At 71.6% G+C, this 25,707-nt stretch carries 29 protein-coding genes; 22 read left to right on the top strand and 7 right to left on the bottom strand.

Annotated features, from left to right (window positions below; translation table 11 throughout):
* Positions 1–114: 114 nt before the first annotated feature.
* Positions 115–609 carry a 2-amino-4-hydroxy-6-hydroxymethyldihydropteridine diphosphokinase gene (gene folK, locus BWR60_RS11890; RefSeq protein ID WP_088151237.1) on the top strand — a complete coding sequence of 165 codons (495 nt, stop codon included), beginning with the start codon at positions 115–117 and terminating at the stop codon, positions 607–609.
* Here folK and BWR60_RS11885 read toward each other — a convergent pair.
* Positions 606–1,634 (bottom strand): LacI family DNA-binding transcriptional regulator, encoded by a 1,029-nt coding sequence (locus tag BWR60_RS11885; protein WP_088151236.1) that lies wholly within the window; start codon positions 1,632–1,634, stop codon positions 606–608. The genes folK and BWR60_RS11885 overlap by 4 nt on opposite strands.
* 18 nt (positions 1,635–1,652) lie before the next feature.
* Positions 1,653–2,729 (bottom strand): MGH1-like glycoside hydrolase domain-containing protein, encoded by a 1,077-nt coding sequence (locus BWR60_RS11880; RefSeq protein ID WP_088151235.1) that lies wholly within the window; start codon positions 2,727–2,729, stop codon positions 1,653–1,655.
* A gap of 218 nt (positions 2,730–2,947) precedes the next feature.
* On the opposite strand from BWR60_RS11880, the gene BWR60_RS11875 reads away from it, so the two are divergent.
* The 3 genes from BWR60_RS11875 (at position 2,948) to BWR60_RS11865 (ending at position 5,170) form a co-directional block, all read left to right on the top strand.
* Positions 2,948–3,496, top strand: a complete 549-nt coding sequence (locus BWR60_RS11875) for a hypothetical protein (RefSeq protein WP_088151234.1) — start codon at positions 2,948–2,950, stop codon at positions 3,494–3,496.
* On the top strand, positions 3,493–4,134 hold the full coding sequence (locus tag BWR60_RS11870) for a hypothetical protein (RefSeq protein ID WP_144445598.1): 642 nt from the start codon (positions 3,493–3,495) through the stop codon (positions 4,132–4,134). Before BWR60_RS11875 ends, BWR60_RS11870 begins: the two co-directional genes overlap by 4 nt.
* Before the next feature lie 97 nt (positions 4,135–4,231).
* A complete protein-coding gene (locus BWR60_RS11865; protein ID WP_088151232.1) occupies positions 4,232–5,170 on the top strand; it encodes a bifunctional riboflavin kinase/FAD synthetase in 939 nt (312 codons plus the stop codon).
* 12 nt (positions 5,171–5,182) lie between these two features.
* On the opposite strand, the gene BWR60_RS11860 is transcribed toward BWR60_RS11865, so the two are convergent.
* The gene (locus BWR60_RS11860; RefSeq protein WP_088151231.1) at positions 5,183–5,491 is read right to left on the bottom strand and encodes a type II toxin-antitoxin system RelE/ParE family toxin; all 309 of its coding nucleotides are present in this window, start codon (positions 5,489–5,491) and stop codon (positions 5,183–5,185) included.
* Complete coding sequence (locus BWR60_RS11855; RefSeq protein ID WP_088151230.1) at positions 5,488–5,757, bottom strand: CopG family ribbon-helix-helix protein; 270 nt, start codon at positions 5,755–5,757, stop codon at positions 5,488–5,490. The genes BWR60_RS11860 and BWR60_RS11855 overlap by 4 nt, the downstream gene beginning before the upstream one ends.
* A gap of 285 nt (positions 5,758–6,042) precedes the next feature.
* On the opposite strand from BWR60_RS11855, the gene ileS reads away from it, so the two are divergent.
* The 7 genes from ileS to BWR60_RS11825 all read left to right on the top strand — a co-directional run bounded on the left by ileS (position 6,043) and on the right by BWR60_RS11825 (position 13,805).
* Positions 6,043–8,928, top strand: coding sequence for an isoleucine--tRNA ligase (gene ileS / locus BWR60_RS11850; protein WP_088151229.1), 2,886 nt, complete (start codon positions 6,043–6,045; stop codon positions 8,926–8,928).
* The gene (lspA, locus tag BWR60_RS11845) at positions 8,925–9,461 is read left to right on the top strand and encodes a signal peptidase II (RefSeq protein WP_088151228.1); all 537 of its coding nucleotides are present in this window, start codon (positions 8,925–8,927) and stop codon (positions 9,459–9,461) included. The genes ileS and lspA overlap by 4 nt, the downstream gene beginning before the upstream one ends.
* Complete coding sequence (locus BWR60_RS11840) at positions 9,458–10,096, top strand: DUF3035 domain-containing protein (RefSeq protein ID WP_144445597.1); 639 nt, start codon at positions 9,458–9,460, stop codon at positions 10,094–10,096. Before lspA ends, BWR60_RS11840 begins: the two co-directional genes overlap by 4 nt.
* A gap of 78 nt (positions 10,097–10,174) precedes the next feature.
* On the top strand, positions 10,175–11,815 hold the full coding sequence (gene pgi, locus BWR60_RS11835) for a glucose-6-phosphate isomerase (RefSeq protein ID WP_088151226.1): 1,641 nt from the start codon (positions 10,175–10,177) through the stop codon (positions 11,813–11,815).
* A gap of 139 nt (positions 11,816–11,954) precedes the next feature.
* The gene (tam, locus tag BWR60_RS11830) at positions 11,955–12,749 is read left to right on the top strand and encodes a trans-aconitate 2-methyltransferase (protein ID WP_088151225.1); all 795 of its coding nucleotides are present in this window, start codon (positions 11,955–11,957) and stop codon (positions 12,747–12,749) included.
* 68 nt (positions 12,750–12,817) lie between these two features.
* The gene (locus tag BWR60_RS36980; RefSeq protein WP_179221727.1) at positions 12,818–12,961 is read left to right on the top strand and encodes a hypothetical protein; all 144 of its coding nucleotides are present in this window, start codon (positions 12,818–12,820) and stop codon (positions 12,959–12,961) included.
* A gap of 31 nt (positions 12,962–12,992) precedes the next feature.
* Positions 12,993–13,805 carry an MBL fold metallo-hydrolase gene (locus BWR60_RS11825; RefSeq protein WP_088151224.1) on the top strand — a complete coding sequence of 271 codons (813 nt, stop codon included), beginning with the start codon at positions 12,993–12,995 and terminating at the stop codon, positions 13,803–13,805.
* Positions 13,806–13,839: 34 nt separating this feature from the next.
* Here the strand turns inward: BWR60_RS11825 and BWR60_RS11820 are convergent, their stop codons facing one another.
* Positions 13,840–14,787 (bottom strand): alpha/beta fold hydrolase, encoded by a 948-nt coding sequence (locus BWR60_RS11820; RefSeq protein ID WP_088151223.1) that lies wholly within the window; start codon positions 14,785–14,787, stop codon positions 13,840–13,842.
* A 77-nt stretch (positions 14,788–14,864) separates the two neighbouring features.
* Here BWR60_RS11820 and BWR60_RS11815 point away from each other — a divergent pair, with 77 nt between their 5' ends.
* The 10 genes from BWR60_RS11815 to BWR60_RS11770 all read left to right on the top strand — a co-directional run bounded on the left by BWR60_RS11815 (position 14,865) and on the right by BWR60_RS11770 (position 23,261).
* A complete protein-coding gene (locus BWR60_RS11815) occupies positions 14,865–15,482 on the top strand; it encodes a TetR/AcrR family transcriptional regulator (RefSeq protein WP_088151222.1) in 618 nt (205 codons plus the stop codon).
* Positions 15,483–15,607: 125 nt separating this feature from the next.
* Positions 15,608–16,318 (top strand): SDR family NAD(P)-dependent oxidoreductase, encoded by a 711-nt coding sequence (locus BWR60_RS11810; RefSeq protein WP_088151221.1) that lies wholly within the window; start codon positions 15,608–15,610, stop codon positions 16,316–16,318.
* Between the two features lie 99 nt (positions 16,319–16,417).
* Complete coding sequence (locus tag BWR60_RS11805) at positions 16,418–16,975, top strand: fasciclin domain-containing protein (RefSeq protein WP_088151220.1); 558 nt, start codon at positions 16,418–16,420, stop codon at positions 16,973–16,975.
* A gap of 83 nt (positions 16,976–17,058) precedes the next feature.
* Complete coding sequence (locus BWR60_RS11800; protein WP_088151219.1) at positions 17,059–17,616, top strand: sigma-70 family RNA polymerase sigma factor; 558 nt, start codon at positions 17,059–17,061, stop codon at positions 17,614–17,616.
* Positions 17,613–18,338: an anti-sigma factor gene (locus BWR60_RS11795; RefSeq protein ID WP_088151218.1), complete on the top strand. Its 726-nt coding sequence runs from the start codon at positions 17,613–17,615 to the stop codon at positions 18,336–18,338. Before BWR60_RS11800 ends, BWR60_RS11795 begins: the two co-directional genes overlap by 4 nt.
* A 54-nt stretch (positions 18,339–18,392) precedes the next feature.
* Positions 18,393–20,249, top strand: a complete 1,857-nt coding sequence (gene mutL / locus BWR60_RS11790) for a DNA mismatch repair endonuclease MutL (RefSeq protein WP_088151217.1) — start codon at positions 18,393–18,395, stop codon at positions 20,247–20,249.
* Between the two features lie 6 nt (positions 20,250–20,255).
* Positions 20,256–20,885 carry a YdeI/OmpD-associated family protein gene (locus BWR60_RS11785; protein WP_088151216.1) on the top strand — a complete coding sequence of 210 codons (630 nt, stop codon included), beginning with the start codon at positions 20,256–20,258 and terminating at the stop codon, positions 20,883–20,885.
* A 119-nt stretch (positions 20,886–21,004) separates the two neighbouring features.
* A complete protein-coding gene (locus BWR60_RS11780; RefSeq protein ID WP_088151215.1) occupies positions 21,005–21,388 on the top strand; it encodes a DUF6481 family protein in 384 nt (127 codons plus the stop codon).
* A gap of 20 nt (positions 21,389–21,408) precedes the next feature.
* On the top strand, positions 21,409–21,882 hold the full coding sequence (gene ybaK / locus BWR60_RS11775) for a Cys-tRNA(Pro) deacylase (protein ID WP_088151214.1): 474 nt from the start codon (positions 21,409–21,411) through the stop codon (positions 21,880–21,882).
* A gap of 188 nt (positions 21,883–22,070) precedes the next feature.
* On the top strand, positions 22,071–23,261 hold the full coding sequence (locus tag BWR60_RS11770) for an NAD(P)/FAD-dependent oxidoreductase (RefSeq protein ID WP_088151213.1): 1,191 nt from the start codon (positions 22,071–22,073) through the stop codon (positions 23,259–23,261).
* A gap of 134 nt (positions 23,262–23,395) precedes the next feature.
* On the opposite strand, the gene BWR60_RS11765 is transcribed toward BWR60_RS11770, so the two are convergent.
* Both BWR60_RS11765 and BWR60_RS11760 read right to left on the bottom strand, forming a co-directional pair.
* Positions 23,396–23,746: a putative quinol monooxygenase gene (locus BWR60_RS11765; RefSeq protein WP_088151212.1), complete on the bottom strand. Its 351-nt coding sequence runs from the start codon at positions 23,744–23,746 to the stop codon at positions 23,396–23,398.
* 84 nt (positions 23,747–23,830) lie between these two features.
* Entirely contained in the window at positions 23,831–24,130 is a 300-nt protein-coding gene (locus tag BWR60_RS11760; RefSeq protein ID WP_088151211.1) for an HlyU family transcriptional regulator, read from the bottom strand.
* 377 nt (positions 24,131–24,507) lie between these two features.
* On the opposite strand from BWR60_RS11760, the gene cml reads away from it, so the two are divergent.
* Positions 24,508–25,686, top strand: coding sequence for a CmlA/FloR family chloramphenicol efflux MFS transporter (cml, locus tag BWR60_RS11755; RefSeq protein ID WP_088151210.1), 1,179 nt, complete (start codon positions 24,508–24,510; stop codon positions 25,684–25,686).
* Positions 25,687–25,707: the final 21 nt, after the last annotated feature.

The raw sequence follows: 25,707 nt of genomic DNA, 5'->3' as shown, positions 1-25,707 counted from the left end.
TTTCCGACGGACAAGGCCATAACGCCGCCGCCCCGCGCCACTGGGGCCGCGACACCGACCGGCCGATTCGCGGCGCAACGCGAATCCGGCCCGCAGCAAGCCCCGGAGCGAGCCATGGTCCCCGTCCTGTTCGCGCTCGGCACCAATCTCGGCGACCGCGAGGCCAATCTGCGCCGCGCAATCGCCTGGCTGCGGCGCGAGACCGCGGTCGACGCCGTCTCCGCCGTCTATGAGACGGCGCCGATGTACGACACCGACCAGGGCGCCTTCCTCAACATGTGCGTCGCCGCGCGCACCGATCTCGCCGCCGAGGCGCTGCTGGCCCGGCTGAAGGCGGCGGAGGCGGAGATCGGCCGGGTGCCGAGCCGTCCGAACGGGCCGCGGCTGATCGATCTCGACCTGCTGCTGTACGGCGATCGCGTCATCGACCTGCCGGAGCTGGCGGTGCCGCATCCGCGCATGGCGGAGCGTGGCTTCGTCCTGGCACCGGCCGCCGATGTCGCCGCCGGCTGGATCCATCCGGTCGAGGGTCGCAGCGTGGCCGAGCTGCTGCAGCGGCTGGGGCCGCTCTCCGGCGTCACCCGGCGCGGGGATCTGCGCCCGGATTAATCGGCCGGCGCCGGCCCGGCCGAGCCGCGCTCGACCAGCTCCGGCACCCCCAGCTGCGACGGCGGCGTCTCGCCGCGCAGCAGCGCCAGCACCTGCCGGGCCAGAGTCTCGCCGAAGGGGCGCAAGGAGGTGCGGAAGGTGGTCAAGGGCGGGGTGGCCATCACCGCGATCGGGATGTCGTCGCAGCCGATGATCGAGACGTCGCGGCCGACCGACAGGCCGGCGTTGCGCACCGCGCCGGCGGCGCCGAACGCCATCTCGTCATTGCCGCACAGGATCGCGGTCGGCCGCGGCGACAGCGCCAGCAGGGCCCGGGTGGCCGCGCAGCCGCTCTCGGCGGTGTAGTCGCCGCAGCGGTGCCAGGCCGGGTCGGCGGCCAGGCCGGCCTCGGCCATCCCCTCCTGCCAGCCCAGCAGGCGCTGCCGACTGCCATTGACCTGCGCCGGCGTGTTGATCAGGGCGATGCGGCGATGGCCGCGGGCCGTCAGCCAGGCGGTGGCGATGCGGCCGCTGGCGCGATGGTCGGCATCGACGAAGGGTGTTTCCGGCCGGTCGCCGTCGCGGCCGAGCATGGCGAAGGGAAAGCCCTGCCGGCGCAGATAGGCCGCGCGCGGATCGTCGACGCGGACCCGGGTCAGGATCACCGCGTCGACCCGGCGGCCCTCGACCAGCCGGCGCAGCGTCTCGATCTCGTGCTCGTCCGGCGCCGCGCCGGCGACCAGCAGGGCATAGCCCGCCGGCGCCAGCACCGCGTCGAGGCCGGTCAGGAGCGGCAGGAAATAGCTGTCGACAAGGCCCGCGGGCGACGGGGTCAGCAGGAAGGCGACCGCGTCGGCCCGGCCGCGGCGCAGGGTGCGCGCCAGGGCGTTCGGCGTGTAGCCGACCTCCCGCGCCGTCGCCAGCACCCGCTTGCGGGTCTCGTCGGCGACGTCGCTGTGGCCGTTGAGCGCGCGGGAGACGGTGTAGGTCGACAATTCGAGCAATCGGGCCAGTTCGACGATGCCCACCCGTTTGCCATCCGCCATTCGCGCGTCATCCTGTGATCAGTCCTCGATCTCCGCGAACAGCAGCACTGCGGCCGCCGTGCCGGAGGCGCCGGTGCCGCCGAGCCCCTCGCCGGTGATCGGGTCGAAATACTCGCGGAAGCCGCTTCGCTCGACAACGGCCATGCTGTCGCGGCGGATGCGCGCCGCCAGCTCCGGAAGGCCGGCGCGCCGCAGCCCGTCATGCAGCAGCCAGTTCAGGGCCGGCGAGACCGCGCCGTGCCAGGGGCGCCGGGGGTCGAATTCGGGCCGGCCGGGCTCGGCGCTCGGCACCGCGACCGCGGCCTGATCCAGCCAGCCCTCCAGCCCGGAGATCAGCTGCGGGTGCCGGTCCGCCAGGGTCGGGTCGGCGTAAAGCGGCAGGAACCCGCCGATCCCGGGCCCGCCGATGGTCTGGCCGGTGGCGGCATCGCGCGAATGATACAGGCCGCCGGCCGGGTCCCAGCAGGATTCCAGTGCCGTCCGGGTCCGGGCGATCATGCGGTCGACCTCGGCCATGCCGGCGCGGTCGTCGATCATGTCGAGGAGGAAGCGCAGGTCGCGATTGGCGCGCTGCAGGATGGCGTTGAAGCCGATCTCGGCGATCCGGAACGGGGGCTCGGCGGCGCCGCGGACGGGGCTGTCGTCGAGCCCGCTCTCCCGCGGATCGACGATCTCCGCCAGGCCGGTGACCGCGGAGTCCCGCGCCGTGGCGAACCAGCGATGCCAGTCCAGCAGCCTCGGGGCCAGCACCTGCAGGCGGGGGCGCGACCGCTGCACGCCGTAGCGTTCGAACAGGTGGCGCACGACGCAGGTGGCCAGCGGCGGATGGGTCGGCGCCAGTTCCTCCGGCTCGCCGGGACCATCGGAATGGATCAGGATGCGCGGCACCATGCCGTCCGGCCGCTGCCCGTCCAGCAGGGTCTCGATCTCGGTCCAGGCCCGGCCCTCGTCGAACGCGGCGAGGCCCAGCGCGGCCAGGCAGGACTCCCAGTTGCGCTGGAGTCCGGCGGGGGCGGCGTCGGTCGGTGCGGTATAGGAGCCGCGATCATTGCCCTGGAGGACGGCGATCGCGGCTGCGGTCAGCTCGATGGTCATCAATGCTCGCGTCGGTTCGGGCAGGCCGGCGTTCCGTGGATTTATATAAAGCTTTAGGAAAATTCAATGAATAATCCGACGGCGGCACCCGGGCCGGACGCGATGACGGCTTTACCGCGAGGCGGCGGCCAGCCACACTGATCGGCATGAGGCGCTTGGCGTCATGCGCCCCCGTCATCGTCCTGGCGGCATGGGGGGTGGCCGCCCACGCGGCAGAGATGACGGTCGCGGGGATCACCTTCAGCGACGCGGAAGGCGGCTTCGTGCTTGAATCCGCCACCGGCGCGGGCCGGCTGGACGACCCGTTCGTGGTGGTCGAGCGGATCACCGGCAAGGGTGAGGCGGCGCTGACCGTCGCCGGGCTGACGGCCGCGTTCGGCAATCGGGTCGGCACCGCCCATCTGGCCGGCTTCGCCCTGGTCAAGGTGGTGCGCAACGACACGGCGGACACCTGGCGCGACTTCCCGCTCGAGCTGCAGGAGCGGCGCGGCGACCAGAGCCCCTATGGCGACGGCCTGTCCTTCGCCCAGGCGCCGGAGGGGGAGCGCGGCGTCCGCGCCGACCGCTTCGCCGCGGCCCAGATGTATGACGAGCCACGCGACATGGTGGTGTTCCATGACGGCACGGTGCCGCCGGGCGGCACGGTGGTGCTGCGCGTCGTGATCACCGACAACACCCCGGCGGCGCGCTTCTATGTGGTGCAGCGCCGGCTGCAGCCGACCGCGTCCCTGCCGCCGCGGCACATCGTGGCCCGGGCCGGGCCGTGAGGGGCGTTCTGCGCCAGGTGGTTCTGGCTGGCCTGCTGCTGTGCCTCGTGTGCCTGGGGCTGCCGGGCGCGGCGCGGGCCGGGGAGATCACCGCGGAAGGGCTGGTGTTCAGCGATGCCGAGGGCGGCTTCGTGCTGGAATCGGCGACCGGGACGGGGCGGCTGGACGACCCGTTCGTGGTGGTGGAGCGGATCACCGGCAACGGCGAGGCAGCGCTGACCATCACCGGGCTGACCGCCGGCTTCGGCAACCGCATCGCCACGGCGCATCTGACCGGCTTCGCCATGACCAAGATCGTGCGCAACGACACCGGCCAGGCCTGGCGCGACTTCCCGGTGGAGCTGGAGCGCAAGCGCGGCGAGGGCAGCACCTATGATGACGGCCTGTCCTTCGCCCAGGGGCCGCAGGTGCACCGGTCGATCTGGGCCGAGGGCTTCGCCTCCGGCCGGGTGATCGACGAGCCGCATGACGGGCTGGTGTTCGAGGACGGCGTCATCCCGCCCGGCGGCACGGTGACGCTGCATCTGGTGGTCACCGACAACATGCCGGCCGGGCCAATCTATCTGGTGCAGCGCCGGCTGGCGCCGACCGCGCTGCTGGCGCCGGGCCGGCGCCGGACGGGCGCGACGCCGTCATAGCGCCCGGCCCTCGCGCCGGCCTGCCCCTGGCCGGCGGTCGCAGTCCCCGCTATATCCTGCCGGACCCGGCATGACCGGCCGGGCCGGGATAGGGCGCATGCAGATCTTTCGTCACACCGAAAACCTGCCGGCCGCGGCGCGCGGCGCGGTGGTCGCCATCGGCAATTTCGACGGCGTGCATCGCGGCCACCAGACCGTGGTCGCGGCGGCGCAGGCCGAGGCGCGCCGGCTGGGCGTGCCGCTCTGCGTGCTCAGCTTCGAGCCGCATCCGCGCAGCCTGTTCCGCCCGGACGACCCGCCGTTCCGCCTGACGCCGTTCCGGATCAAGGCGCGGCTCCTGGAGGCGCTGGGCGTCGACCTGCATGTGGTGCTGCATTTCGACCAGGCCTTCGCCGCCCGCTCGGCCGAGGATTTCATCGAGACCGTGCTGGTCGGGGCGCTGGGCGCCCGCCATGTCGTGGTCGGCTATGATTTCTGCTTCGGCCATCGCCGCGCCGGCACGCCGGAGACGCTGACCGCCTTCGGTCGGCTCCTGGGCTTCGGCGTCACCATCGTCACCCAGGCGTCGGACGAGACCGGCGGCCTCTTTTCCTCCAGCCGGGCGCGCGAACTGCTGGCCGAGGGTGATACCCGCGGCGCCGCCGAGATCCTGGGCCGGCCCTGGGAGATCGAGGGCCGGGTCGAGCATGGCGACAAGCGCGGCCGTGAGCTCGGCTTTCCCACCGCCAATGTCGAGCTGGGCGATTTCCTGCGCCCGGCCTACGGCATCTACGCCGTGCGCTGCGCGGTCGACGAAGGCGGGCCGCTGGCCTGGCACGACGGCGTCGCCAATCTCGGCATCCGGCCGATGTGGCGCACCGAGGCGCCGCTGCTCGAGGCCTATCTGTTCGACTTCTCCGGCGACCTCTATCACCGCCACCTGCGGGTGCAGCTGGTGGAATGGCTGCGCGGCGAGGAGAAATTCGACTCCCTCGAGGCGCTGGTCGCCCAGATCGACCGCGACTGCGAGGCCGCCAGGCAGGTGCTGGCGCGATAGGCCGCTGCCAGGTCAATTCGGCCATTCCTCCGCCGGCCAGCCCCGAGCTGTGTGGATGACGCGCAGAATGACGACGCTTTCCCGGCCGGCGATCGATCGCAGTTCGTAGGCGATGACATAGGGGAGGCGGCTTACCGATTTCTCGTAGGTGCCGGTCACCCGGCCAGGCCGGCCCGTGGCGAGGTTGCCAAGAGCTTCGCCCGCATCTCGAAGGCGATCGGCGATCCGCCTTGCGGCCAGGGGATTATCCCGCGCGATGAACGCAACCTGACCTTTGATGTCGTCCAAAGCTTCGCGCGACCAGCCGACAGGCCGCTTCACGACTTGTCTGAACGCTTCGCTTCGGCCGCCTCGATGGCGGCATAGATCTCGGCCATGGCCTCATCGTGCGGCACGATCCGTCCCGACTCCGCGTCGGCCACGCCACGCTTGATGCCTTCAATGATTTCAAGCTCGCGATCGACATAGGCCGCAACCGCTTCGCCGGCGAGGAACGACTTGCTCCGCCGTGTGCCGACCGCAATCCGTTCGAGCTTCTCTTTTACATCGGGCCTGATCCGGATCGTCATGGTGGTGCTGGCGCCCATCGCACAAACCCTGTGTTGACTTGTACACAACCTAGCACGCTATTGCCGTGCTCTCCAGGTCAGTGGCGCGCCTTGACCCCGGGCGCCCTTCCGGTACGATGAGACCCATGCGCAAGCCGGCCGCCCTGTTCCGAATTATCCGCCCGGCCCTCTGACGGGGGTCGGGTCACCGCGCCGCGCGCGCCCCTCCACATGCCGCCCCGCCGGCCCGATCGGGTCGTCCGGCTGGCATCCGAGCGTCAAAGCGGGTATTGAGCCCCGCGTGGATCCACGAGCCTTCATGTCATGACCGCCCAGCCTGCCGAGACACCGGGCGCCGCCCCGGCTGCTTCCGACTACCGATCCACCGTCTTCCTGCCGAAGACGGATTTCCCGATGCGTGGCGGTTTGCCCCAGAAGGAGCCGGAACTGCTGGCCCGCTGGGCGGAGACCGACCTGCTGGGCCGGATCCGCGCCGCATCCAAGGGGCGGGAGAAGTTCGTGCTGCATGACGGCCCGCCCTACGCCAATGGCGACATCCATATCGGCCACGCCGTCAACAAGATCCTGAAGGACATCGTCGTCCGCACCCGGCAGATGCTGGGCCGGGATTCCGTCTATGTCCCGGGCTGGGACTGCCACGGCCTGCCGATCGAGTGGAAGATCGAGGAGAAGTACCGCAAGGCCGGCCAGGACAAGGACGCGGTGCCGGTGCTGCAGTTCCGCGAGGAATGCCGCGCCTTCGCCCGGCACTGGGTCGGGGTGCAGTCGGAGCAGTTCCAGCGCCTCGGCGTGATGGGCGACTGGGCCGATCCGTACCTGACCATGACCGACGCGGCCGAGGCGCAGATCGTCCGCGAGATCCACAAGTTCCTGCTCAATGGCGGCCTGTATCGCGGGCTGAAGCCGGTGCTGTGGTCGGTGGTCGAGAAGACCGCCCTGGCCGAGGCCGAGGTCGAGTACCAGGACCTGACCTCCGACATGGTCTGGGTGCGCTTCCCCGTCACCAAGGCGTCGCGGCCGTCGCTCGACGGCGCGGCGGCGGTGGCCTGGACGACCACGCCCTGGACCCTGCCGGCCAACCGCGCCATCGCCTACGGCCCGGATTTCGAATACGGCGTCTACAGGGTCGACGCCGTGGCCGAGGGTAGCCTGGCCAAGGTCGGGGAGACGCTGCTGCTGGCCACGGCGCTGGCCGATGCGGTGGCCAAGGACCTCGCCGTCACCGGCTGGACCGCGATCGACAAGTTCGCGGGGGCCGAGCTTGCCGGCACCGTGGCCCGCCACCCGCTGGCGGGGCAGGGCTACGACTTCGAGGTGCCGTTCCTGCCCGGCGGCCATGTCACGGTCGATGCCGGCACCGGCCTGGTCCACACCGCGCCCAGCCACGGTGCCGACGACTTCGACCTCGGCCGCGCCCATGGCATCCCGGCCAGCGAGACGGTGACCGAGGACGGCCGCTACCATGTCAGCGTGCCGCTGTTCGCCGGCCATGTGATCTACCGGCCGGACGGCAAGAAGGGCGACGCCAACAAGGTCGTCACCGCGGCGGTCGAGGCCGCCGGCGGCCTGCTGGCCAAGGGACAGATCCGCCATTCCTACCCGCACAGCTGGCGCTCCAAGGCGCCGCTGATCTTCCGCGCCACGCCGCAATGGTTCATCTCGATGGAGACGAACGGGCTGCGCGAGACGGCGCTGGAGGCGCTGCGCCACACCCGCTTCGTGCCGGAGCAGGGCTACAACCGCCTGTTCTCGATGATCGAGAGCCGGCCGGACTGGGTGATCAGCCGCCAGCGCGCCTGGGGCGTGCCGATCGCGATCTTCGTCGACAAGGTGACCGGCGAGCCGCTGCGCGACCCGGCGGTGTGCCAGCGCGTCGCCGCGGCCTTCGAGCTCGAAGGCTCGGACGCCTGGTACAAGCACGACGCCCAGTTCTTCCTCGGCGAGACCTTCAAGGCCGAGGATTACGAGCAGATCTTCGACATCGTCGACGTCTGGTTCGAATCCGGCTCGACCCACGCCTTCGTGCTGGAGCAGCGGCCCGACCTGAAATGGCCGGCCGACCTGTATCTCGAGGGCTCGGACCAGCATCGCGGCTGGTTCCACTCCTCGCTGCTGGAAAGCTGCGGCACGCGCGGCCGGGCGCCGTATGACGCGGTGCTGACGCACGGCTTCACGCTCGACGAGCAGGGCCGGAAGATGTCGAAGTCGCTCGGCAACGTCGTCGCGCCGCAGACGGTGGTCGACCAGTCCGGCGCCGACATCCTGCGCCTCTGGGTGGTCTCGACCGACTATTCCGAGGATATGCGCGTCGGCAAGGAGATCTTGAAGTACCAGGCAGACGCCTATCGCCGGCTGCGCAACACGCTGCGCTACCTGCTGGGCGCCCTCGACGGCTTCCAGAAGGCCGAGCGGCTGCCGGCCGCGGAGCTGCCGGAGCTGGAGCGCTGGGTGCTGCACCGGCTGCAGGAGCTGGACGGCACGGTCCGCCGGGCGATCGAGGCCTATGACTTCCACGCGCTGTCGACGGCGCTGCACAATTTCTGCGCCGTGGACCTGTCGGCCTTCTATTTCGACATCCGCAAGGACTCGCTGTACTGCGACCGGCCGGACGATCCACGCCGCCGCGCGGTGCGCACCGTGCTCGACATCCTGTTCGACCACCTGACGGTCTGGCTGGCGCCGATCCTCTGCTTCACGGCGGAGGAGGCGTGGCTGGCCCGGCACGGCGACGGGGCCGACAGCAGCGTCCATCTGCAGATCTTCCCGGAGGTGCCGGAGGCGTGGCGCGACGACGCGCTGGCGGCGCGTTGGGCCCGGCTGCGCGACCTGCGCCGCGTGGTCACCGGCGCGCTGGAGCTGGAGCGCGCGGCCAAGCGCATCGGCTCGTCCCTGCAGGCCCATCCGGTGCTGCATGCCGGGGCGGAGGAGGCGGAGCTGCTGCGCAGCCTCGACTTCGCCGAGGTGTGCATCACCTCCGGCCTGACGGTCGAGACTGGCGCGGCACCGGACGGCGCCTTCACCCTGCCCGACGTGCCGGGCGTGGGCGTGGTCGTCGCCTCGGCCGAGGGCCATCGCTGCGAGCGCTGCTGGAAGGTCCTGCCGGAGGTCGGCACGGTGGCGGCCCATCCGGACCTGTGCGTCCGCTGTGCCGATGCCGTGGACGCCATCGGCATCGGGGCTCCGGCATGAGCGATCCGCGGCTGTTCCGGCGCGGCATCGTCATCGCCGTCGTGATCCTGGTCGCCGACCAGATCAGCAAATGGTGGGTGCTGAAGAGCCTGTTCGGCCTGCCCGACCCGATCACCACCGCCAGCTGGGCGCCGCCGATCCGGATCACCGGCTTCCTCGATTTCGCCATGGTCTGGAACTATGGAATCAGCTTCGGTCTCCTCGCCGGCGATACGCCGCTGGCGCGCTGGGGCCTGTCGGCCGTCGCGGCCGCCGTCGTCGCCGGGCTGGTGGCGTGGCTGTGGCGCAACGACCGGGGCCTCGTCGCCCTCGGCGTCGGGCTGATCATCGGCGGGGCGATCGGCAACGTGATCGACCGGCTGCGCTTCGGCGCCGTCGCCGACTTCTTGCATTTTCACGCCGGGGAGTATTCCTTCTGGGTGTTCAACGTGGCCGACAGCGCGATCAGCATCGGGGTGATGCTGCTGATCGCGGACAGCCTGTTCGGCCGGCGCACGCACCCGGTGACGGCGCAGCAGAGGGATCGAATGTGAGCGGGCAGTCTCGTTTTCTCCAGTCCACCTCCCTGTCCCAGCCCGTGCGGGCGCGGCGGGGCAGGCTGGTCACGCTGGCCGGCCTGGTCGTCGCCACCCTCGCCGTCGCCGGCTGCGGCGGGAACCAGACGGTGCAGGAGATGATCGGCTACGACCGGTCGACCCCCGACGAATTCGCGGTGATGCCGCGCGCGCCGCTGGCCATGCCGACCTCGATGGACGAGTTGCCGCCGCCGACGCCCGGCGCCCCGCGGCCGCAGGAGGCCCAGCCGCGCGAGCAGGCGGAAGCCATCCTGTTCGGCCAGGGCCAGAAGGTGACGCCCGCCGCCGCGGCTCCCGCCGCGACCGGGGCCGGCGCCTCCGCCATCCTGGCCAAGGCCGGGCAGGCGGACCAGGACATCCGCGGCACGGTGGACCAGGAGACGACGCAGCGGGCGGCCAGCGACGACGGCTTCATCGACCGCCTGATGTTCTGGAACTCCAAGCCGCTGCCCGGCACCGTGGTCGATCCCTACAAGGAATCGGCGCGCTTGAACACCAATGCCGAGGCCGGCAAGCCGCTGACGACCGGCGACACGCCGATCATCATCCGCAAGCGGCCGGCGCCGCTGGAAGGGCTCGTCCCGACCTTCTGAAGGTAGAGTTCCGCGGGCCGGCCCATGCCGGCCCGTTTTTCTTGATCCGACACGCTGCCGCACCGGAGGCGCCTGCCCATGTCCGATCTGACCCGCTCGCCCGCCTGGACCGCGCTCGACGCGCACCGCAAGACGATGGAGGGCGTGCAGATGCGCGACCTCTTCGCCGCCGACCCGAAGCGCTTCGACCGCTTCTCGCTGCGCCTCGGCGATGTCCTGCTCGACTATTCCAAGAACCGGGTGACCGAGGAGACGCTGGGCCTCCTCTTCGCCCTCGCCCGCCAGCAGGGCGTCGAAAGCTGGCGCGACCGCATGTTCGCTGGCGACCTGATCAACGGCACCGAGCACCGCGCCGTGCTGCACACCGCGCTCAGGGCCGAGCTGACCGGCTCGGTCACGGTCGACGGCCAGAACGTGCTGCCCGAGGTGGCGGCCGTGCTGAAGCATATGCGCGAATTCTCCGACGCGGTGCGCGACGGCAGCTGGACCGGCTATACCGGCAAGCCGATCACCGACGTCATCAACATCGGCATCGGCGGCTCCGACCTCGGCCCGGTGATGGTGTCCGAGGCGCTGGTGCCCTATCAGCACCCACGCATCAAGCTGCACTTCGTCTCCAATGTCGACGGCACCCACATCGCCGAGACGCTGAAGCGGATCGACCCCGAGACCAGCCTGTTCCTGATCGCGTCGAAGACCTTCACGACGCAGGAGACGCTGACCAACGCCCACACCGCCCGGCGCTGGTTCCTGCATTCCGGCGCGCCGGAGGCGGCGATCGCCAAGCATTTCGCCGCCCTGTCGACCAATGCGGCCGAGGTGTCGAAGTTCGGCATCGACACCGCCAACATGTTCGGCTTCTGGGACTGGGTCGGCGGCCGCTACTCGGTGTGGTCGGCGATCGGCCTGCCGGTGATGATCGGCATCGGCGCCGACGCCTTCGAGCGGTTCCTGGCCGGCGGCCGCGCCATGGATGCGCATTTCCGCTCCGCCCCGCTGGAGCAGAACCTGCCGGCGGTGATGGGCATCCTCGGCGTCTGGTACGTCAATTTCTGGGACGCGCAGACCCATGCGGTGCTGCCCTACGACCAGTACCTGCACCGGCTGCCGGCCTATCTGCAGCAGGCGGACATGGAGTCGAACGGCAAGTCGGTCGACCGCCAGGGCCATCGCGTCGATTACCAGACCGGCCCGGTGATCTTCGGCGAGCCCGGCACCAACGGCCAGCACTCCTTCTACCAGTTGATTCACCAGGGGACGAAGATCATCCCCGCCGACTTCATCGCGCCGGTGGAGAGCCACAACCCGATCGACGACCACCACCCGATCCTCTTGTCCAATGTGCTGGCGCAGACCGAGGCGCTGATGGTCGGCAAGACGCCGGACCAGGTGCGGGCGGAGCTGACCAAGGCGGGGATGTCCGGCGCGGCGCTGGAGGCGCTGCTGCCGTTCAAGGTGTTCGAGGGCAACCACCCGTCGAACACCGTCCTGGTGCGGACGATCGACCCCTACACCCTCGGCCTGCTGGTCGCGCTGTACGAGCACAAGATCTTCGTCCAGGGCATCATCTGGAACATCTACTCCTTCGACCAGTGGGGGGTGGAGCTGGGCAAGCAGCTGGCCAAGGCCATCCTGCCCGAGCTCCTGGGCGAAAAGGCGCCGGGCGCGCATGACAGCTCGACCCTCGGCCTGCTCGCCGCGATCCGCGACTGGTCCTGAAGCTTTGCCGGCCGATCCATATCGATTGCATATGGATCGGCCGGAATCACACTATTGGACATGATGGCTGCCCCGGCTCATCTCTAGGGTGTCCGGGACCAGCGCGTCCCGCGAGCCGCCCGCGAGCCGAGGACACGCCATGACCAAGGACTGGAACCCCGCCCTCTACCGCCGCTACGAGGACGAGCGCACGCGCCCGGCCCGCGACCTGCTGGCCCGTGTCGATCTCGATCCGCCGGCGAATGGCCGGCCGCTGGTGGTCTACGACCTCGGCTGCGGCCCGGGCAATTCGACCGAGCTGCTGGTCGAGCGGTTCCCGGGGGCCCGGGTCACCGGCATCGACAGCTCCGAGGCGATGCTGGCCGATGCCCGCGCCCGCCTGCCGGGCTGCGGCTTCGAGCGGCACGACGTCGCCGAGTGGCAGCCGGAGGACGCGCCGGACCTGATCTACGCCAACGCCACGCTGCAATGGCTGCCGGGGCACGAGATCCTGGTGCCGCGGCTGTTCGGGCTCTTGGCCCCCGGCGGCGTGCTGGCGGTGCAGATGCCCGACAACCGGGAGGAGCCGACGCACCGGCTGATGCGCGCGGTGGCGGGAGAGGGCCCCTGGAAGGAGACGATCGGCGAGGCCGCGCTGGTGCGGACGAAGATCCTGCCGCTCGACGCCTACTACGACCTGCTGGCGCCGCTGGCGGCCGAGACCGATGTCTGGCGCACCGCCTACCAGCATCCGATGGCCTCGCCGGAGGCGATCGTCGACTGGGTGCGCGGCACCGGGTTGCGGCCCTTCATCGACCCGCTGAGCGGCGAGCAGCGCGCCGGCTTCCTGGCGGACTACACCGGCCGTATCGCCGGGGCCTACCGGCCGAAGGCGGATGGCAAGCTGCTGCTGGCCTTCCCGCGGCTGTTCTTCGTCGCCCGCCGCCCGCGCTAGACGCGGGCCTTTCCGGCGGTGGGGCGGGTCCCCACATGGCGGGGAGGGCCATGACGACGGAGCCTGCCATGTCGATCCCCCACCTCGCCGCGATCGGGTCGCTGCTCAGCCTGCTGCTGCTGCTCGCCGCCTGCGAAGGCATCGAGGTCAAGCCGTACTCGCCGAATGCCGGCCGCAGCTCCCTCGGCGCGGGCAGCAGTGGCCGCCATTGAGGCTGCCGCGATCCCGTGACAGGATCGCGGCATGACTCTCTATCTCTGCCGCACCTGCGGCACCCAATATCCCGACAGCCCGGCGCCGCCGGCCGCCTGCCCGATCTGCGAGGACGACCGGCAATACGTGCCCGAATCCGGCCAGGCCTGGCTGACGGCGGAGGAGCTGCGGCGGGATCACCGCGTCACCTTCACCCCGGTCGAACCCGGCCTGCAGCAGCTGCTGGTCGAGCCGGAATTCGCGATCGGCGAACGCGCCTTCCTGATCGGGCTGCCCGGCGGCGGCGTGGTGATGTGGGACTGCCTGGCGCTGCTCGACGACGCCACCGAGGCGGCGATCCGGGGGATGGGGGGCCTGCGTGCCATCGCCATCTCGCACCCGCACTACTACACGACGATGGTGGATTGGGCGCACCGCTTCGACTGCCCGGTCCATCTCCATGCCGATGACCGGGAATGGGTACAGCGCCCGGACCCGGCGCTGTCCTTCTGGACCGGCGGGACCCTGGATCTGGGCGACGGCCTGACCGCGATCCGCTGCGGCGGCCATTTCGCCGGCGCCGCGGTGCTGCACTGGGCGGCGGGGGCGGAAGGGCGCGGCGTGCTGCTCAGCGGCGACACCATCCAGGGCGTGCCGGACCGGGGCTGGGTCTCCTTCATGTACAGCTACCCCAACCTGATCCCGCTGCCGGCCGCGGCGGTGCAGGGCATCGCCGACGCGGTGGCGCCCTACGAATTCGACCGGCTGTACGGCGCCTTCGTCGGCCGGCAGGTCAAGGCCGATGCCCGCGGCGCCGTGCTGCGCTCCGCCGATCGCTACATCCGGGCGATCCGGGGCGGCTGAACCGGCCGGCCCCGGGCGCGCGGATCCGGGCGGCTCAGCCGCCGGCCGCGGCGGTGGTGAAGGCGGCGAGCTCCCGTCCGAACCGGGCCGGTTCCTCGTAGAAGGGGCTGTGGCCGCTCTCCGCATAGACCGACAGGCGGCTGTCCGGGTGCAGCGCCTTGATCCGCTCCGACATGGCCAGCCGGACCAGCCGGTCATGGGCCCCGTGCGTCAGCAGGACCGGGCCGGCATAGGCCCGGAAGACGGGCTCGAGATCGGGCGTCGCGGTCTTCACGAAGCCTTCGTTCACGGCACGCGCCGTCATGCCGTTGACGACCAGCATGCGCTGCAGCTCCACCCCCGCCGGCGGCTGGTGGAAGCAGGCGGCAAGGAACTCCGCCGTCGCCGCGGTCCGTTCCGCCAGGTCGCGCGAGATCGCGGTCCGGGCGAAATCGCCGGCCAGCGGTGTCAGCAGGTCCGGCGACAGCTTGGTGACGGCGTCGACCAGGTTGATCCCCGCGATCTGCGCGCCGCCGTATTTCCGCAGATAGGCACCGGCCACGAAGCCGCCGAGCGACCAGCCCACCAGCACCGGGCGGCGCAGCCCCGCGCCGGCGATCACGGCGGCGACGTCATCCGCCCACCGGTCGGCGTCGGCATAGGCGTCCGGGGAGTCGGGCTTGTCCGAATCGCCGTGGCCGCGAAGGTCGAAGCGGACCAGGCGGAAGCCCGCCAGCGCCGGATCGGCGAACTGCCTGTCCCAGCTCAGCCGGCTCTGGCGCAGGCCGTGGATGAACAGGATCTCGGGCGCCCGGGGGTCGCCCTGCGCCTCGCCCGCCAGCATCGTGCCGTCGGCCGAGCGCACGGAGAACGGCCCGCGCCCGGCGCCTTCGGTCGGGGCCGGGCCGGAGGGTGACCCCGCGGCATGAGAGACCCTGGCCCGGCTGGCCAGGAAAGCGAGGCCGGCGGCACCGGCCAGGAACCCGCGTCGTGAGCGATCCATGTGCATCATCCTGTTGTTTAGTGATCGCTATTCAACGAACTTGACGGTGCCTGTCAAGCTGTTGTTTAGTGGCTGCTATGGAACCGGATGCGAAATCGCGCGGCGGGCGGCCCTGGAGCTTCGACCGCGACACGGCGGTCGAGACCGCGATGCGGCTGTTCTGGCGGCACGGCTATGAGGGGGTGTCGATCGGCGACCTGACCAAGGCGATCGGGATCGCGCCGCCCAGCCTCTATGCCGCCTTCGGCAGCAAAGCCGGGCTGTACCGGGAGGCGCTGGCCCGCTACGAGGACGGCGTCGGCGCGCTCAAGATGGACCCGCCCGGCTCCGTCGGCACGCTGGCGGAGGCCGTGCGGCACCTGCTCGAGGCCGCGGTCAGGGCGGTCACCCATCCCGACCGGGAGCGCGGCTGCATGATCTCCAGCGGGATGATCACCTGCCATCCGGGGCACGAATCCCTGGCCCGCGACCTCGCCGCGCGGCGCGACGCCATGCGCGAAAGGATCGCGCGGGCGCTGCTGCCGTTCACGGAGGGGGACAAGGCGGGGCGCCTGGCCCGGCACCTGGCCGCCATCATGCAGGGAATCTCGATCCAGGTGCGGGACGGCGCCACGCCGGCGGAACTGCAGGAGGTCGTCGACGACGTCGTCGCGGGTGTCGAGGTGTGGCAGCCCCGGGCCGGATCAGGCCCCTGACGGCCCTGATCGGCGCTCCGCCACCATCATGAAACCCACACCTGCCGGGCAACCGGCGGCTTGCTTGCCCCGCCGGCCGCTTCGCCGCATCCTGCCCCGCCAGATCGGACATAAGGGGAAGAGGCATGGCCCGCAGGATCGTGATCACCGGCGCCGGGGCGGGGCTGGGGCTGGAATTGACACGATGGTACGCGACGCGCGGCGACACCGTGGTCGGCGTCGCCCGCAGCGACGCGGCGGCGGCCGATTTCACCGCGGCGGCCGGGCCGGCGGGCATCCTCGTGAAGGGCGACGTCACCGACCAGGCCTGCGCCGACGCGCTGCGCCGGGTGCTGGCGGAGCGGGCGCCGGCGGTCGACCTCCTCTACAACAACGCCGGCATGTCCGGCCGCGGCGCCCAGCTGGCCGGCATCCGGGTCGAGGATGTGCAGCAGGCGCTCGATGTCCACTGCCTGGCGGCGCTGCGCATCAGCCAGGCGGCGATCGACGCGCTGCTGGCGGCGGAAAAGCCGGCCATCGTCAATGTCAGCAGCCGGCTCGGCTCGATCGGCCGGGTCGCGGCTGGCGATTTCGACCATCTCGGTATCGCCTACGCCACCCGAATCTCCAAGGCGGCGCAGAACATGCTGACCGCCTGCCTGGCCCGGGAGTTCGGGCCGCGCGGCCTCGCCGTCTACGCCGTCCATCCCGGCCGGATCCGCACGAAGATGGCCAGCGCCGACGCGGATCTGGAGGCGCCGGAGGCGGCGGCGCGGCTGGCCGGCTGGGTCGACCGCATCCGGCCGGACCGGCAGGTCTTCTACGGCGAGCCGGAGCTCGGCACTTTTCCCTGGTAACCGCTTTTTCCCGCCGGTCCTGAAACTTTCGCGGCACGCATTCCGTAAAGCCTCCCCGTCCCGGTCATCCGGCGACGCAACCCAATGGGAGAAACCGAGATGCGTGCCGTTCGTATCGTCTCCAGCGCCGTCGGCGCCTGCCTGTTCCTCGCCTCCGCCAGCCCGGTCTTCGCGGAAGCCACCGTCATGGTCGGCGGCGCCGCCATGTACCCGAGCAAGACCATCGTCGAGAACGCGGTCAACTCGAAGGACCACACCACCCTGGTCGCTGCGGTCAAGGCCGCCGGGCTGGTCGACACCCTGAACGGCGCCGGCCCCTTCACCGTCTTCGCCCCGACCAACGCCGCCTTCGGCAAGCTGCCCAAGGGCACGGTCGACACTCTGGTGATGCCCGAGAACAAGGCGATGCTGACCCAGATCCTGACCTATCACGTCGTGCCCGGCCGGCTGACCGCGGCCGAGCTGCAGAAGGCGGTCAAGGCCGGCCACGGCAAGGCCATGCTGAAGACGGTCGAGGGCGAGCCCCTGACCGTCGAGTGGAAGCATGAGCGGCTGGAGGTGGTCGACGCCAAGGGCGGCACTGCCTGGGTGACCATCCCCGACGTGCTGCAGTCGAACGGCGTGATCCATGTCGTCGACACCGTGCTGATGCCGTAGTGGCCGCCGAGAGCCTGGACGATTTCCCGACGGCGTGCCGGGGCTCTGCTGCTAGAGTCCCGGCACCCTTGAGGCGGGAAGCGATGCCGGCCGAGGACGACGACTTGACCCGGATGCTGCAGGCGGCCGGCCGCGGGGACCGGCGCGCCTTCAAGGCGCTGTACGATCGCACCGCGCCGCTGCTGTTCGGCATCGTGCTGCGCATCCTGCGCAACCGGGCGACGGCGGAGGAGGTGCTGCAGGATGCCTATCTCCGCATCTGGCGCAACGCCGCCGCCTTCTCGCCGGGAACCGGCACGCCGTTGGGCTGGATGGCGGCGATCGCCCGCAACCGCGCGATCGACGTCGCCCGGCAGCGGCGCGAGGTGCTGGTCGAGCCGGACGAGGACGGCCGCGACTGGCTGGAGGCGATCCCCGATCCGCGCGCCGAGGGGCCGGGCTTCGTCGCCCTGCGTCAGCTCGGCCATTGCCTGGGCCTGCTGGAGGACAGCCACCGCAGCTGCGTGCTGCTGGCCTATTATGAAGGCTATTCGCGCGAGGAGCTGGCGGCCCGCTTCGACCGGCCGGTCAACACCATCAAGACCTGGCTGCATCGCGGCCTGGCCGCCCTGCGGGACTGCATGGACGGAGCCGGACCATGACCGAGGAGCAGGAGGGCCGGATCGCCGAATACGTCCTCGGCACCCTGCCGGCGGAGGAGCGGGCGGTGTTCGAGCGCGAACTGGCGGCCGACCCGGCGCTCAGGGCCGAGGTCGCGGCCTGGGAGCGGCGCCTGGCCGGGCTGGCGGCGCAGGTGCCGCCGGTCCAGCCGGATCCTCGGGTCTGGGCGGCGCTGGAGCGGGCGATCGGTCCCGAGGCGCCGCCCGCCGCCGCGGACCCCGCGGTGCTGACGCTCTCCGCCGAGGCGCGCCTGCGCCGGTCGCGCGCCTGGTGGCGCAGCGCCGCCCTGGCGGCCGGGGCGCTGGCCGCCGGCCTCGCCGCCTTCATCCTGCTGCCGCGGGGCGAGCTGCCCGCCCGCCCGGACAGCTATGTCGCGGTGGTCAATCGCGGCGGCGACCTGCCGGCGCTGATCGTCCGGGTCGACACCCGCGCCGGCGTGGTCCAGGTCCGGCCGGTGCGGGCCGAGGTGCCGGCCGACCGCAGCCTCGAATTGTGGTTCGTCGCCGCCGGCGCCGCGCCGCGCTCGCTCGGCCTGATCGACACCGGCGGCCGCAAGCGCCTGGCGATCCCGGAGGCACTGCGCGGCTCCGCCCTCGAGGGCGGCACGCTGGCGGTCAGCGTCGAGCCGGCCGGCGGCTCCCCCACCGGCGCCCCGACCGGGCCGGTCGTCTATTCCGGCACGCTGATCGACGACCCGTCCTGATCGGGCTGTCCTGACCGATTCCCTCCGGCGCGATCCGGCTCTAGAATCGGCGGCATGACCATCGAGTCCCTGCGCACCATCCGCCGCCTGCCGCCGACCCTGGTGAACCAGATCGCCGCCGGCGAGGTGATCGAACGCCCGGCCGCGGCGGTGAAGGAGCTGGTGGAGAACGCGATCGACGCCGGCGCCCGCCGCATCGACGTGTCGCTGCGCGACGGCGGCCGCAGCCTGATCGCCGTGGTCGATGACGGCGCCGGCATGGACTCGGAGGAGCTGGTGCTGGCGATCGAGCGCCACGCCACCTCCAAGCTGCCGGACGACGATCTGGTGCGGATCTCGACCCTCGGCTTCCGCGGCGAGGCGCTGCCCTCGATCGGCGCCGTGTCGCGCCTGTCGATCGCCAGCCGCCCGCGGAACGCCGCCGAGGGCTGGAGCCTGTCGGTCGAGGGCGGCGCGGTGGCGGCCCCGGTGCCGGCGGCGCTGAACCACGGCACCCGGGTCGAGGTGCGCGACCTGTTCTACGCTACCCCGGCACGGCTGAAGTTCCTGAAGGGCGAGCGGGCCGAGACCCAGGCGACGGTCGACGTGGTCGAGCGCCTGGCCATGGCCCACCCGACCCTCAGCTTCACGGTATCCGACGCCGCCCGTACCCTGCTGCGGCTGGAGGCGGCGCAGGGCGAGCTGTTCGACGCCAGGCTGGCCCGCGTCGGCGCCGTGCTGGGCGGCGACTTCGCCGAGAACGCCTTGCCGATCGACGCGGTGCGCGAGGGCGTGCGCCTGACCGGCCATGCCGCGCTGCCGACGCTGAACCGCGCCACCGCCCAGGCGCAGTACCTGTTCGTCAACGGCCGGCCGGTGCGCGACCGGCTGCTGCTCGGCGCCATCCGCGGCGCCTATGCCGATGTGCTGCCGCGCGACCGCCACCCGGTGCTGGCCCTCTATCTCGAGTTGCCGCCGGAGGAGGTCGATGTCAACGTCCACCCGACCAAGGCCGAGGTAAGGTTCCGCGACCCGGCGCTGGTGCGCGGGCTGATCGTCAGCGCCCTGCGCCACGCCATCGCCGCCGCCGGCCACCGCGCCTCGACCAGCGTCGGCGCCGACACGCTGGCGGCGTTCGTCACCCAGGGCGGGGGCGCGCCTGACGGCCCCGCGCCGATGCAGGCCCCGCTGTCCCGGTTCAGCGGCCAGACCTCCTGGTTCCAGACCCGCGGCCCGGCGCGGCCGCCCGCCGGCCTGGCCGAATCGGCGGCCGCCTGGCAGGCCCCGATCGCGTCCGACCTCGCCCGTCCCTCGGCCCGCGCTGAGGTCGCAGTGGAGGAGCCGGCGCCGGACCATCCGCTCGGCGCCGCCCGGGCGCAGGTCCATGCCACCTACATCGTCACCCAGACCGCCGATGGGCTGGTGATCGTCGACCAGCACGCGGCGCATGAGCGCATCGTCTATGAGCGGATGAAGGCCGAGCTGCTGTCCGGCACGGTCCGGAGCCAGGGCCTGCTGCTGCCGGAGGTGGTGGAGCTGAACGAGGCCTCGGTCGACCGCCTCGCCGCCCGCCAGGCGGAGCTGGGCGAGCTGGGGCTGGAGCTCGAGCCCTTCGGCCCCGGCGCCGTGGTGGTGCGCGGCGTGCCGGCCCTGCTGGGCCAGTCCGACGTGCCCGGCCTGGTGCAGGACCTGGCCGACGCCCTGGCGGAATGGGACGATGCCAGGCCGTTGACCGAACGCCTGGCCCATGTCTGCGCCACCATGGCCTGCCATGGCAGCGTCCGCGCCGGCCGCCGCCTGAACGCGGCGGAGATGGACGCGCTGCTGCGCAGCATGGAGGTCACGCCCAATGCCGGCCAGTGCAACCACGGCCGGCCGACCTATGTCGAGCTGAAGCTGTCCGACATCGAGAAGCTGTTCCAGCGGCGGTGAGGCGGCATGACCGGCCCCGAACAGTTGGGCGAGCACCAGGGCCTGCCGCTGCTGCGCTGCGCCGACGCCGAGTCCTGGGCGGCCTGGCTGGCGGCGAATCACGCGACCTCTCCCGGCGTCTGGCTGGCCATCGCCCGGGCCGGCTCGGGCGCGGCGTCGGTGAGCTATGAGCAGGCGCTGGACCTCGCCCTCTGCCAGGGCTGGATTGACGGCCGCAAGCAGGGTGGCGATGCCGTCGCCTGGCGGCAGAAATTCACCCCGCGCGGGCCGCGCAGCGCCTGGTCGCAGCGCAACTGCGAGAAGGCCGAGGCGCTGATCGCCGCCGGGCGGATGGCGCCGGCCGGGCTGGCGGCGGTCGAGGCGGCGCGGCGCGACGGGCGATGGCAGGCGGCCTACGGCCTCAGCCGCCATCGCGGCGTGCCGGACGACCTGCAGGCGGCGCTCGATGACAATCCCGTGGCAGCGGCATTTTTCGCCACGCTCGACTCGCGCAACCGGTACGCCGTGCTGTATCGTGTGCAGACCGCCAGGAAGCCCGAGACCCGTGCCCGCCGAATCGCCGATTTCGTCGCCATGCTGGCACGCGGCGAGCGGATTCATCCCTCGCGAGCCGGCAGGGCCGGCCCGGCCGCGTGACCGGCATGCCGGAACGGCAGTTGGCACCGCCGGTGAGGAAGCATATCTAGGGCGTCCGCGCGGGAGGCATTCATCCCCCGCCGGTGAATCGGGGATACATGCAACGAGTCGACGGAACGATGAGCGGGTATAAGGAAAAGGGGTTCGGGGACCGGCTGAGCAGCGCTCAGAATGCAAAGAAGGCGGCGCTGGAGCGGTTCCGTGCCAAGGTCTCTCCGGACAATCCGGAGCTGGCCCGGCAGCGAGCGGAGCGGCAGGCCGTCGCCGAGGCGCGCGAGAAGCGCGAGGCCGAGCGACGTGCGGCGCGGGAAGCCGAGGAAGCACGGCTGAAAGCCGAGGCGGAGGCGCGGGCGCAGGAAGAGGCGCGGCTGAAGGCCGAGGCCACCGAGGCCGAGGCCCGGGCCCGGCGCGAGGAGGCCGAGCGGATGGTCGCCCTCCTGGCCGAGCAGAAGGCCGAGCGCGACGCCCGCTATGCCGCCCGCAAGGCGCGCGTCAAGCGCTGACCTGAGAGGCGCGGGCCGTCATGTCGAAGACCACCCGCGCCACCCAGGCGCTGGAACGCGCCGGCATCGGCTTCGCCGTCGCGACCTATGACTACGACCCCGGCGCCGACCGAATCGGGATGCAGGCGGCCGAGGCCATGGGCGTGCCGCCGCGGATCGTGCTGAAGACGCTGATGGCGGAGGCCGACGGCAAGCCGGTCTGCGTCGTCGTGCCGTCCGACCGCGAGGTCGGCATGAAGAAGCTGGCCGCGGCCTTCGGCGCCAAATCGGCGCAGATGATGCGCCCGGCCGATGCCGAGCGCGTCACCGGCTACCATGTCGGCGGCATCAGCCCGCTGGGCCAGAAGCGGCCGGTACCGACCGCGATCGAGGAAGCGGCGATGGCCGAGGCCGAGATCTTCGTCAATGGCGGCCAGCGCGGGCTGCAGATCCGCCTCAGGCCGCAGGACCTGCAGGCGGCGCTGAAGGCCAAGGTGGCGCCGCTGGTGGCCTGAGGGCGGCAATGTATTGCCTCTCCCGCTTGCGGGAGAGGTCGGAGACGCGAAGCGGCTCCGGGTGAGGGGATTTTGTCGAGGCCGGGACCAGCCCTCACCCGGTCTCGCTGACGCGAGCCCGACCTCTCCCGCCAGGCGGGAGAGGTTGCGCGCAAGATTGGGCGTGATCCGGCCGGAACGGAGACCCGGTGCAGTCCTTCGACGTGGTGGTGATCGGCGCTGGGGCCGCCGGGATGATGTGCGCGGCCGAGGCCGGCCGGCGCGGCCGGTCGGTGCTCGTGCTCGACCATGCCGCCGCGCCGGGCGAGAAGATCCGCATCTCCGGCGGCGGGCGTTGCAACTTCACCAACCTGCACGCGGCGCCGGCCAACTTCATCTCCGCCAACCCGCATTTCTGCATCTCGGCGCTGCGCCGCTACACCCAGCGCGATGTCATCGCCCTGGTCGACCGCCACGGCATCGCCTGGCAGGAGAAGACGCTGGGCCAGCTGTTCTGCGACGGCTCCTCCCGCCAGATCATCGACATGCTGCTGGCCGAGATGGGCCGGGCCGGCGTGACGCTGCGCCTGTCCACCCGGGTCGACTCGGTCGAACGCGACGCCGACGGCTTCGTCCTGGCGCTGGCGGGCGAGGCGACGGGGCCGGTGCGCTGCCAGTCCCTGGTGGTCGCCACCGGCGGCCGGTCGATCCCGAAGATGGGGGCCACCGGCTTCGGCTACGACCTCGCCGCCCGCTTCGGCCTCAAGGTCACCGAGACCCGGCCGGCGCTGGTGCCGCTGACCTTCGAGCCGGCGCTGCTGGAGCGGCTGAAGCCGCTGGCCGGCATCGCCGTCGACGCCGCTGAGATCGGCAGCGGCCGCACCCGGTTCCGCGAGGCGATGCTGTTCACCCATCGCGGCCTCAGCGGCCCGTCGATTCTGCAGATCTCCTCCTATTGGCGCGAGGGGCAGGAGATCGAGGTGTCGATGCTGCCGGGCACCGACGTGTTCGAGTGGCTGCGCGGCGCCCGCGCCGCCAGTGGCCGCCGGGCCCTGCACACGGTGCTGGCCGAGGCGCTGCCGAAGCGGCTGGCCCAGGCGATCGCCGACGCCGAGGGCGCGGCCGGCAACCTCGCCGACCTGTCCGACAAGGTGCTGCGCCGGGTGGCGGAGGCGGTGAATGGCTGGCGGGTGCGGCCGGCCGGGTCCGAGGGCTACCGCACCGCCGAGGTGACGCTGGGCGGGGTCGACACCGTCGGCCTCGATTCGCGGACGATGGAGGCGAAGGCGGTGCCCGGCCTCTATTTCATCGGCGAGGTGGTGGACGTCACCGGCTGGCTCGGCGGCTACAACTTCCAGTGGGCGTGGTCGTCGGGGTGGTCTGCGGGACAAGCCGTCTAAGAGCCGGTGAGCTTATCCTATGCCGTCATGGCGAGGAGCGTAGCGACGTGGCCATCCAGGGCCGCTCGCACTGGCCCCTGGATGGCCACGCCCCTTCGGGGCTCGCCATGACGGCATTGGGTGCGCGTTCCTCTTCAGCTGATAGCCGTCGCGAAATCGCCACGCATCGGCTGCCAGATGGCGATGCCGCGTTCCTGCCGCAGGATGTCCGGCAGCGCCGCGATATAGGCCTGGCGGTAGGCGCGGGGGATCTGCACCTGCACCAGCTCATCGAGGTCGGCCCAGGTCTCATAGATCATGAACAGCGTCGGGTCGTCCGGCGACCGGTGCAGCACGGCGTTGATGAAGCCCGGCTCGTGCCGCATCGCGTCCAGCACCGGCGTCAGCAGGCCCAGGAACTCGGCCTCGCGGCCCGGCTTCACATGCAGGGTGACGATGATGGCGACGGCGGTGTCGCCGGGGCGGGCGGTGGTGGAGACCGGCATCTCGTCCTCGGGGCTTGCAGATGCCCCGAGGATCGCCGCGGCCGGGAACGGAACCAATACCCTCGCAGGTAATGGCGGACGGCGTCAGTCCGCGAACACGCGGTCGCCCTGCTCGTCGATGATCTGCTGCGCCTTGGTCACCGAGAAGGCGGTGGCGTCGTCCTTGCTGGCGTGCTTGTCGGCGCGGATGAAGTGGTGGGTCTTGGTGCCCTCCGGGAAGTCCTTCTCGATCAGGCCCGCGGTCTGGTACTGGCCGCCGGCCTGGAACGGGGCCGGGCGGATGCGGAAGCCCTTGTACTCGACCGCCGGCCCGGCCGGGGCCTCGCCGGGCGAGGCCTCCTCGCGCTTGCCGCCGCCGAACAGGGATTTGAGGAAGGAGACCATCGTGCCGCCCGTTGCGCAGGAAAGGGGAGGCGCAGCCTAGCCTGGATCGGGCCAAGGATCACGTATCGTCAAACCCCATACCGTCATTGCGAGGGGGCGAAGCCGACGAAGCAATCCAGGGGCTACGCCAAACCGCCCTGGATTGCTTCGCTACGCTCGCAATGACGGTTGGTGGAGTGGTGTCGCTCGGTTGACGCCCCGTCCCGCACCGGCTACAGCCAATCCCGCCGTTATCCGGAGACCTGCGATGAGGACCGACTCCACCGCAACCCGCTGAGCCGCACCAACCCGTCCGGTTGTTGCGGCGCGCCCGATCACGGCCTTCCCAGTCCTGATGCGGACCGCCGCCGAAATCCCCTTTCCGCGGAGGTCTTCCCATGCCTGCACCCAGGCCATGGCCCTATTCCCTGGCAGCCACGCTGCTGCTCTTGTCCCCCTTCGACCTGATCGCCTCGCTCGGCATGGATGTCTACCTGCCGGTGGTGCCGGAAATGCCGGTGGCCCTGGCGGCGACGCCGGCGCTGGTCCAGCTGACCCTCAGCCTCTATCTGCTGCTGCTCGGCTGCGGCCAGCTGCTGTTCGGGCCGCTGTCCGACCGCATCGGCCGGCGGCCGGTGCTGCTGGGCGGTGCGCTCCTGTTCACCCTGGCCTCGGCCGGGCTGGCGCTGACCGCCTCGGCCGGCCTGTTCCTGGCGCTGCGCCTGGCCCAGGCGGCCGGCGCGGCGGCCATGCTGGTCGCCACCTTCGCCACGGTGCGCGACGTCTATGCGACCCGGCGTGAGGGCGCGGTGATCTACAGCCTGCTCGGCTCGATGCTGGCCTTCGTGCCGGCCTTCGGGCCGCTGCTCGGCGCCGCGGTCGACCATGGCTTCGGCTGGCGCGCCATCTTCTGGCTGCTGGCCGGGCTCGGCGTCCTGGCCGGGCTGCAGGCGCTCTGGCGCTGGCCGGAGACGCGGCCGGAGGATGGCGACGGCGTGCGGCTGCGCCATGTCGGCGCCATCCTCGGCAGCGGGCCGTTCTGGACCTACACGCTGGGCTTCAGCGCGGCGATGGGCGCGTTCTTCGTCTATTTCTCGACCGCGCCCGCGGTGCTGATCGGCGGGCTGGGCCTCGACCCGATCGGCTTCAGCCTGGCCTTCGGCACCGCGGCCCTGGTGATGATCGCGACCGCGCGCTTCGCCGGCCGCTTCACCGCGCGCTGGGGCCGGCGCGGCTGCCTGACCCGCGGCATGGCGCTGCTGCTGGCCGGGGCGGTGCTGCTGGCGCTGGGGCAGGTCGTGACAGGCCCGTCGCTGTGGGCCTTCCTGGGGCCGGTCTGGGTGATCTCGGCCGGCATCTCGGTCACCTGCGCCGTCACCGCCAACGGGGCGCTGCGGGGCTTCGGCCATGTCGCCGGCACCGCCACCGCGCTCTATGCCTGCCTGGAAGGGCTGATCGTCGGCGCCGCCGGCACGCTGGCGGTGCTGGTGCTGCCGGCCGGGCTGGCGCTGGCCGGGTTCTGCGCCGCGGCGGCGCTGGTCGTCACCGGACTGGCGCTGCGCCTGCCGGCTGAATGAAAGGGCAGGGGCGGGCCTTCC

It is taken from the genome of Inquilinus limosus (genome assembly GCF_002195995.1).
GTDB lineage: Bacteria > Pseudomonadota > Alphaproteobacteria > DSM-16000 > Inquilinaceae > Inquilinus > Inquilinus limosus_C.
Note: the sequence above shows the minus strand (reverse complement) of the source record. Positions and strands in the feature narration are given on the sequence as shown.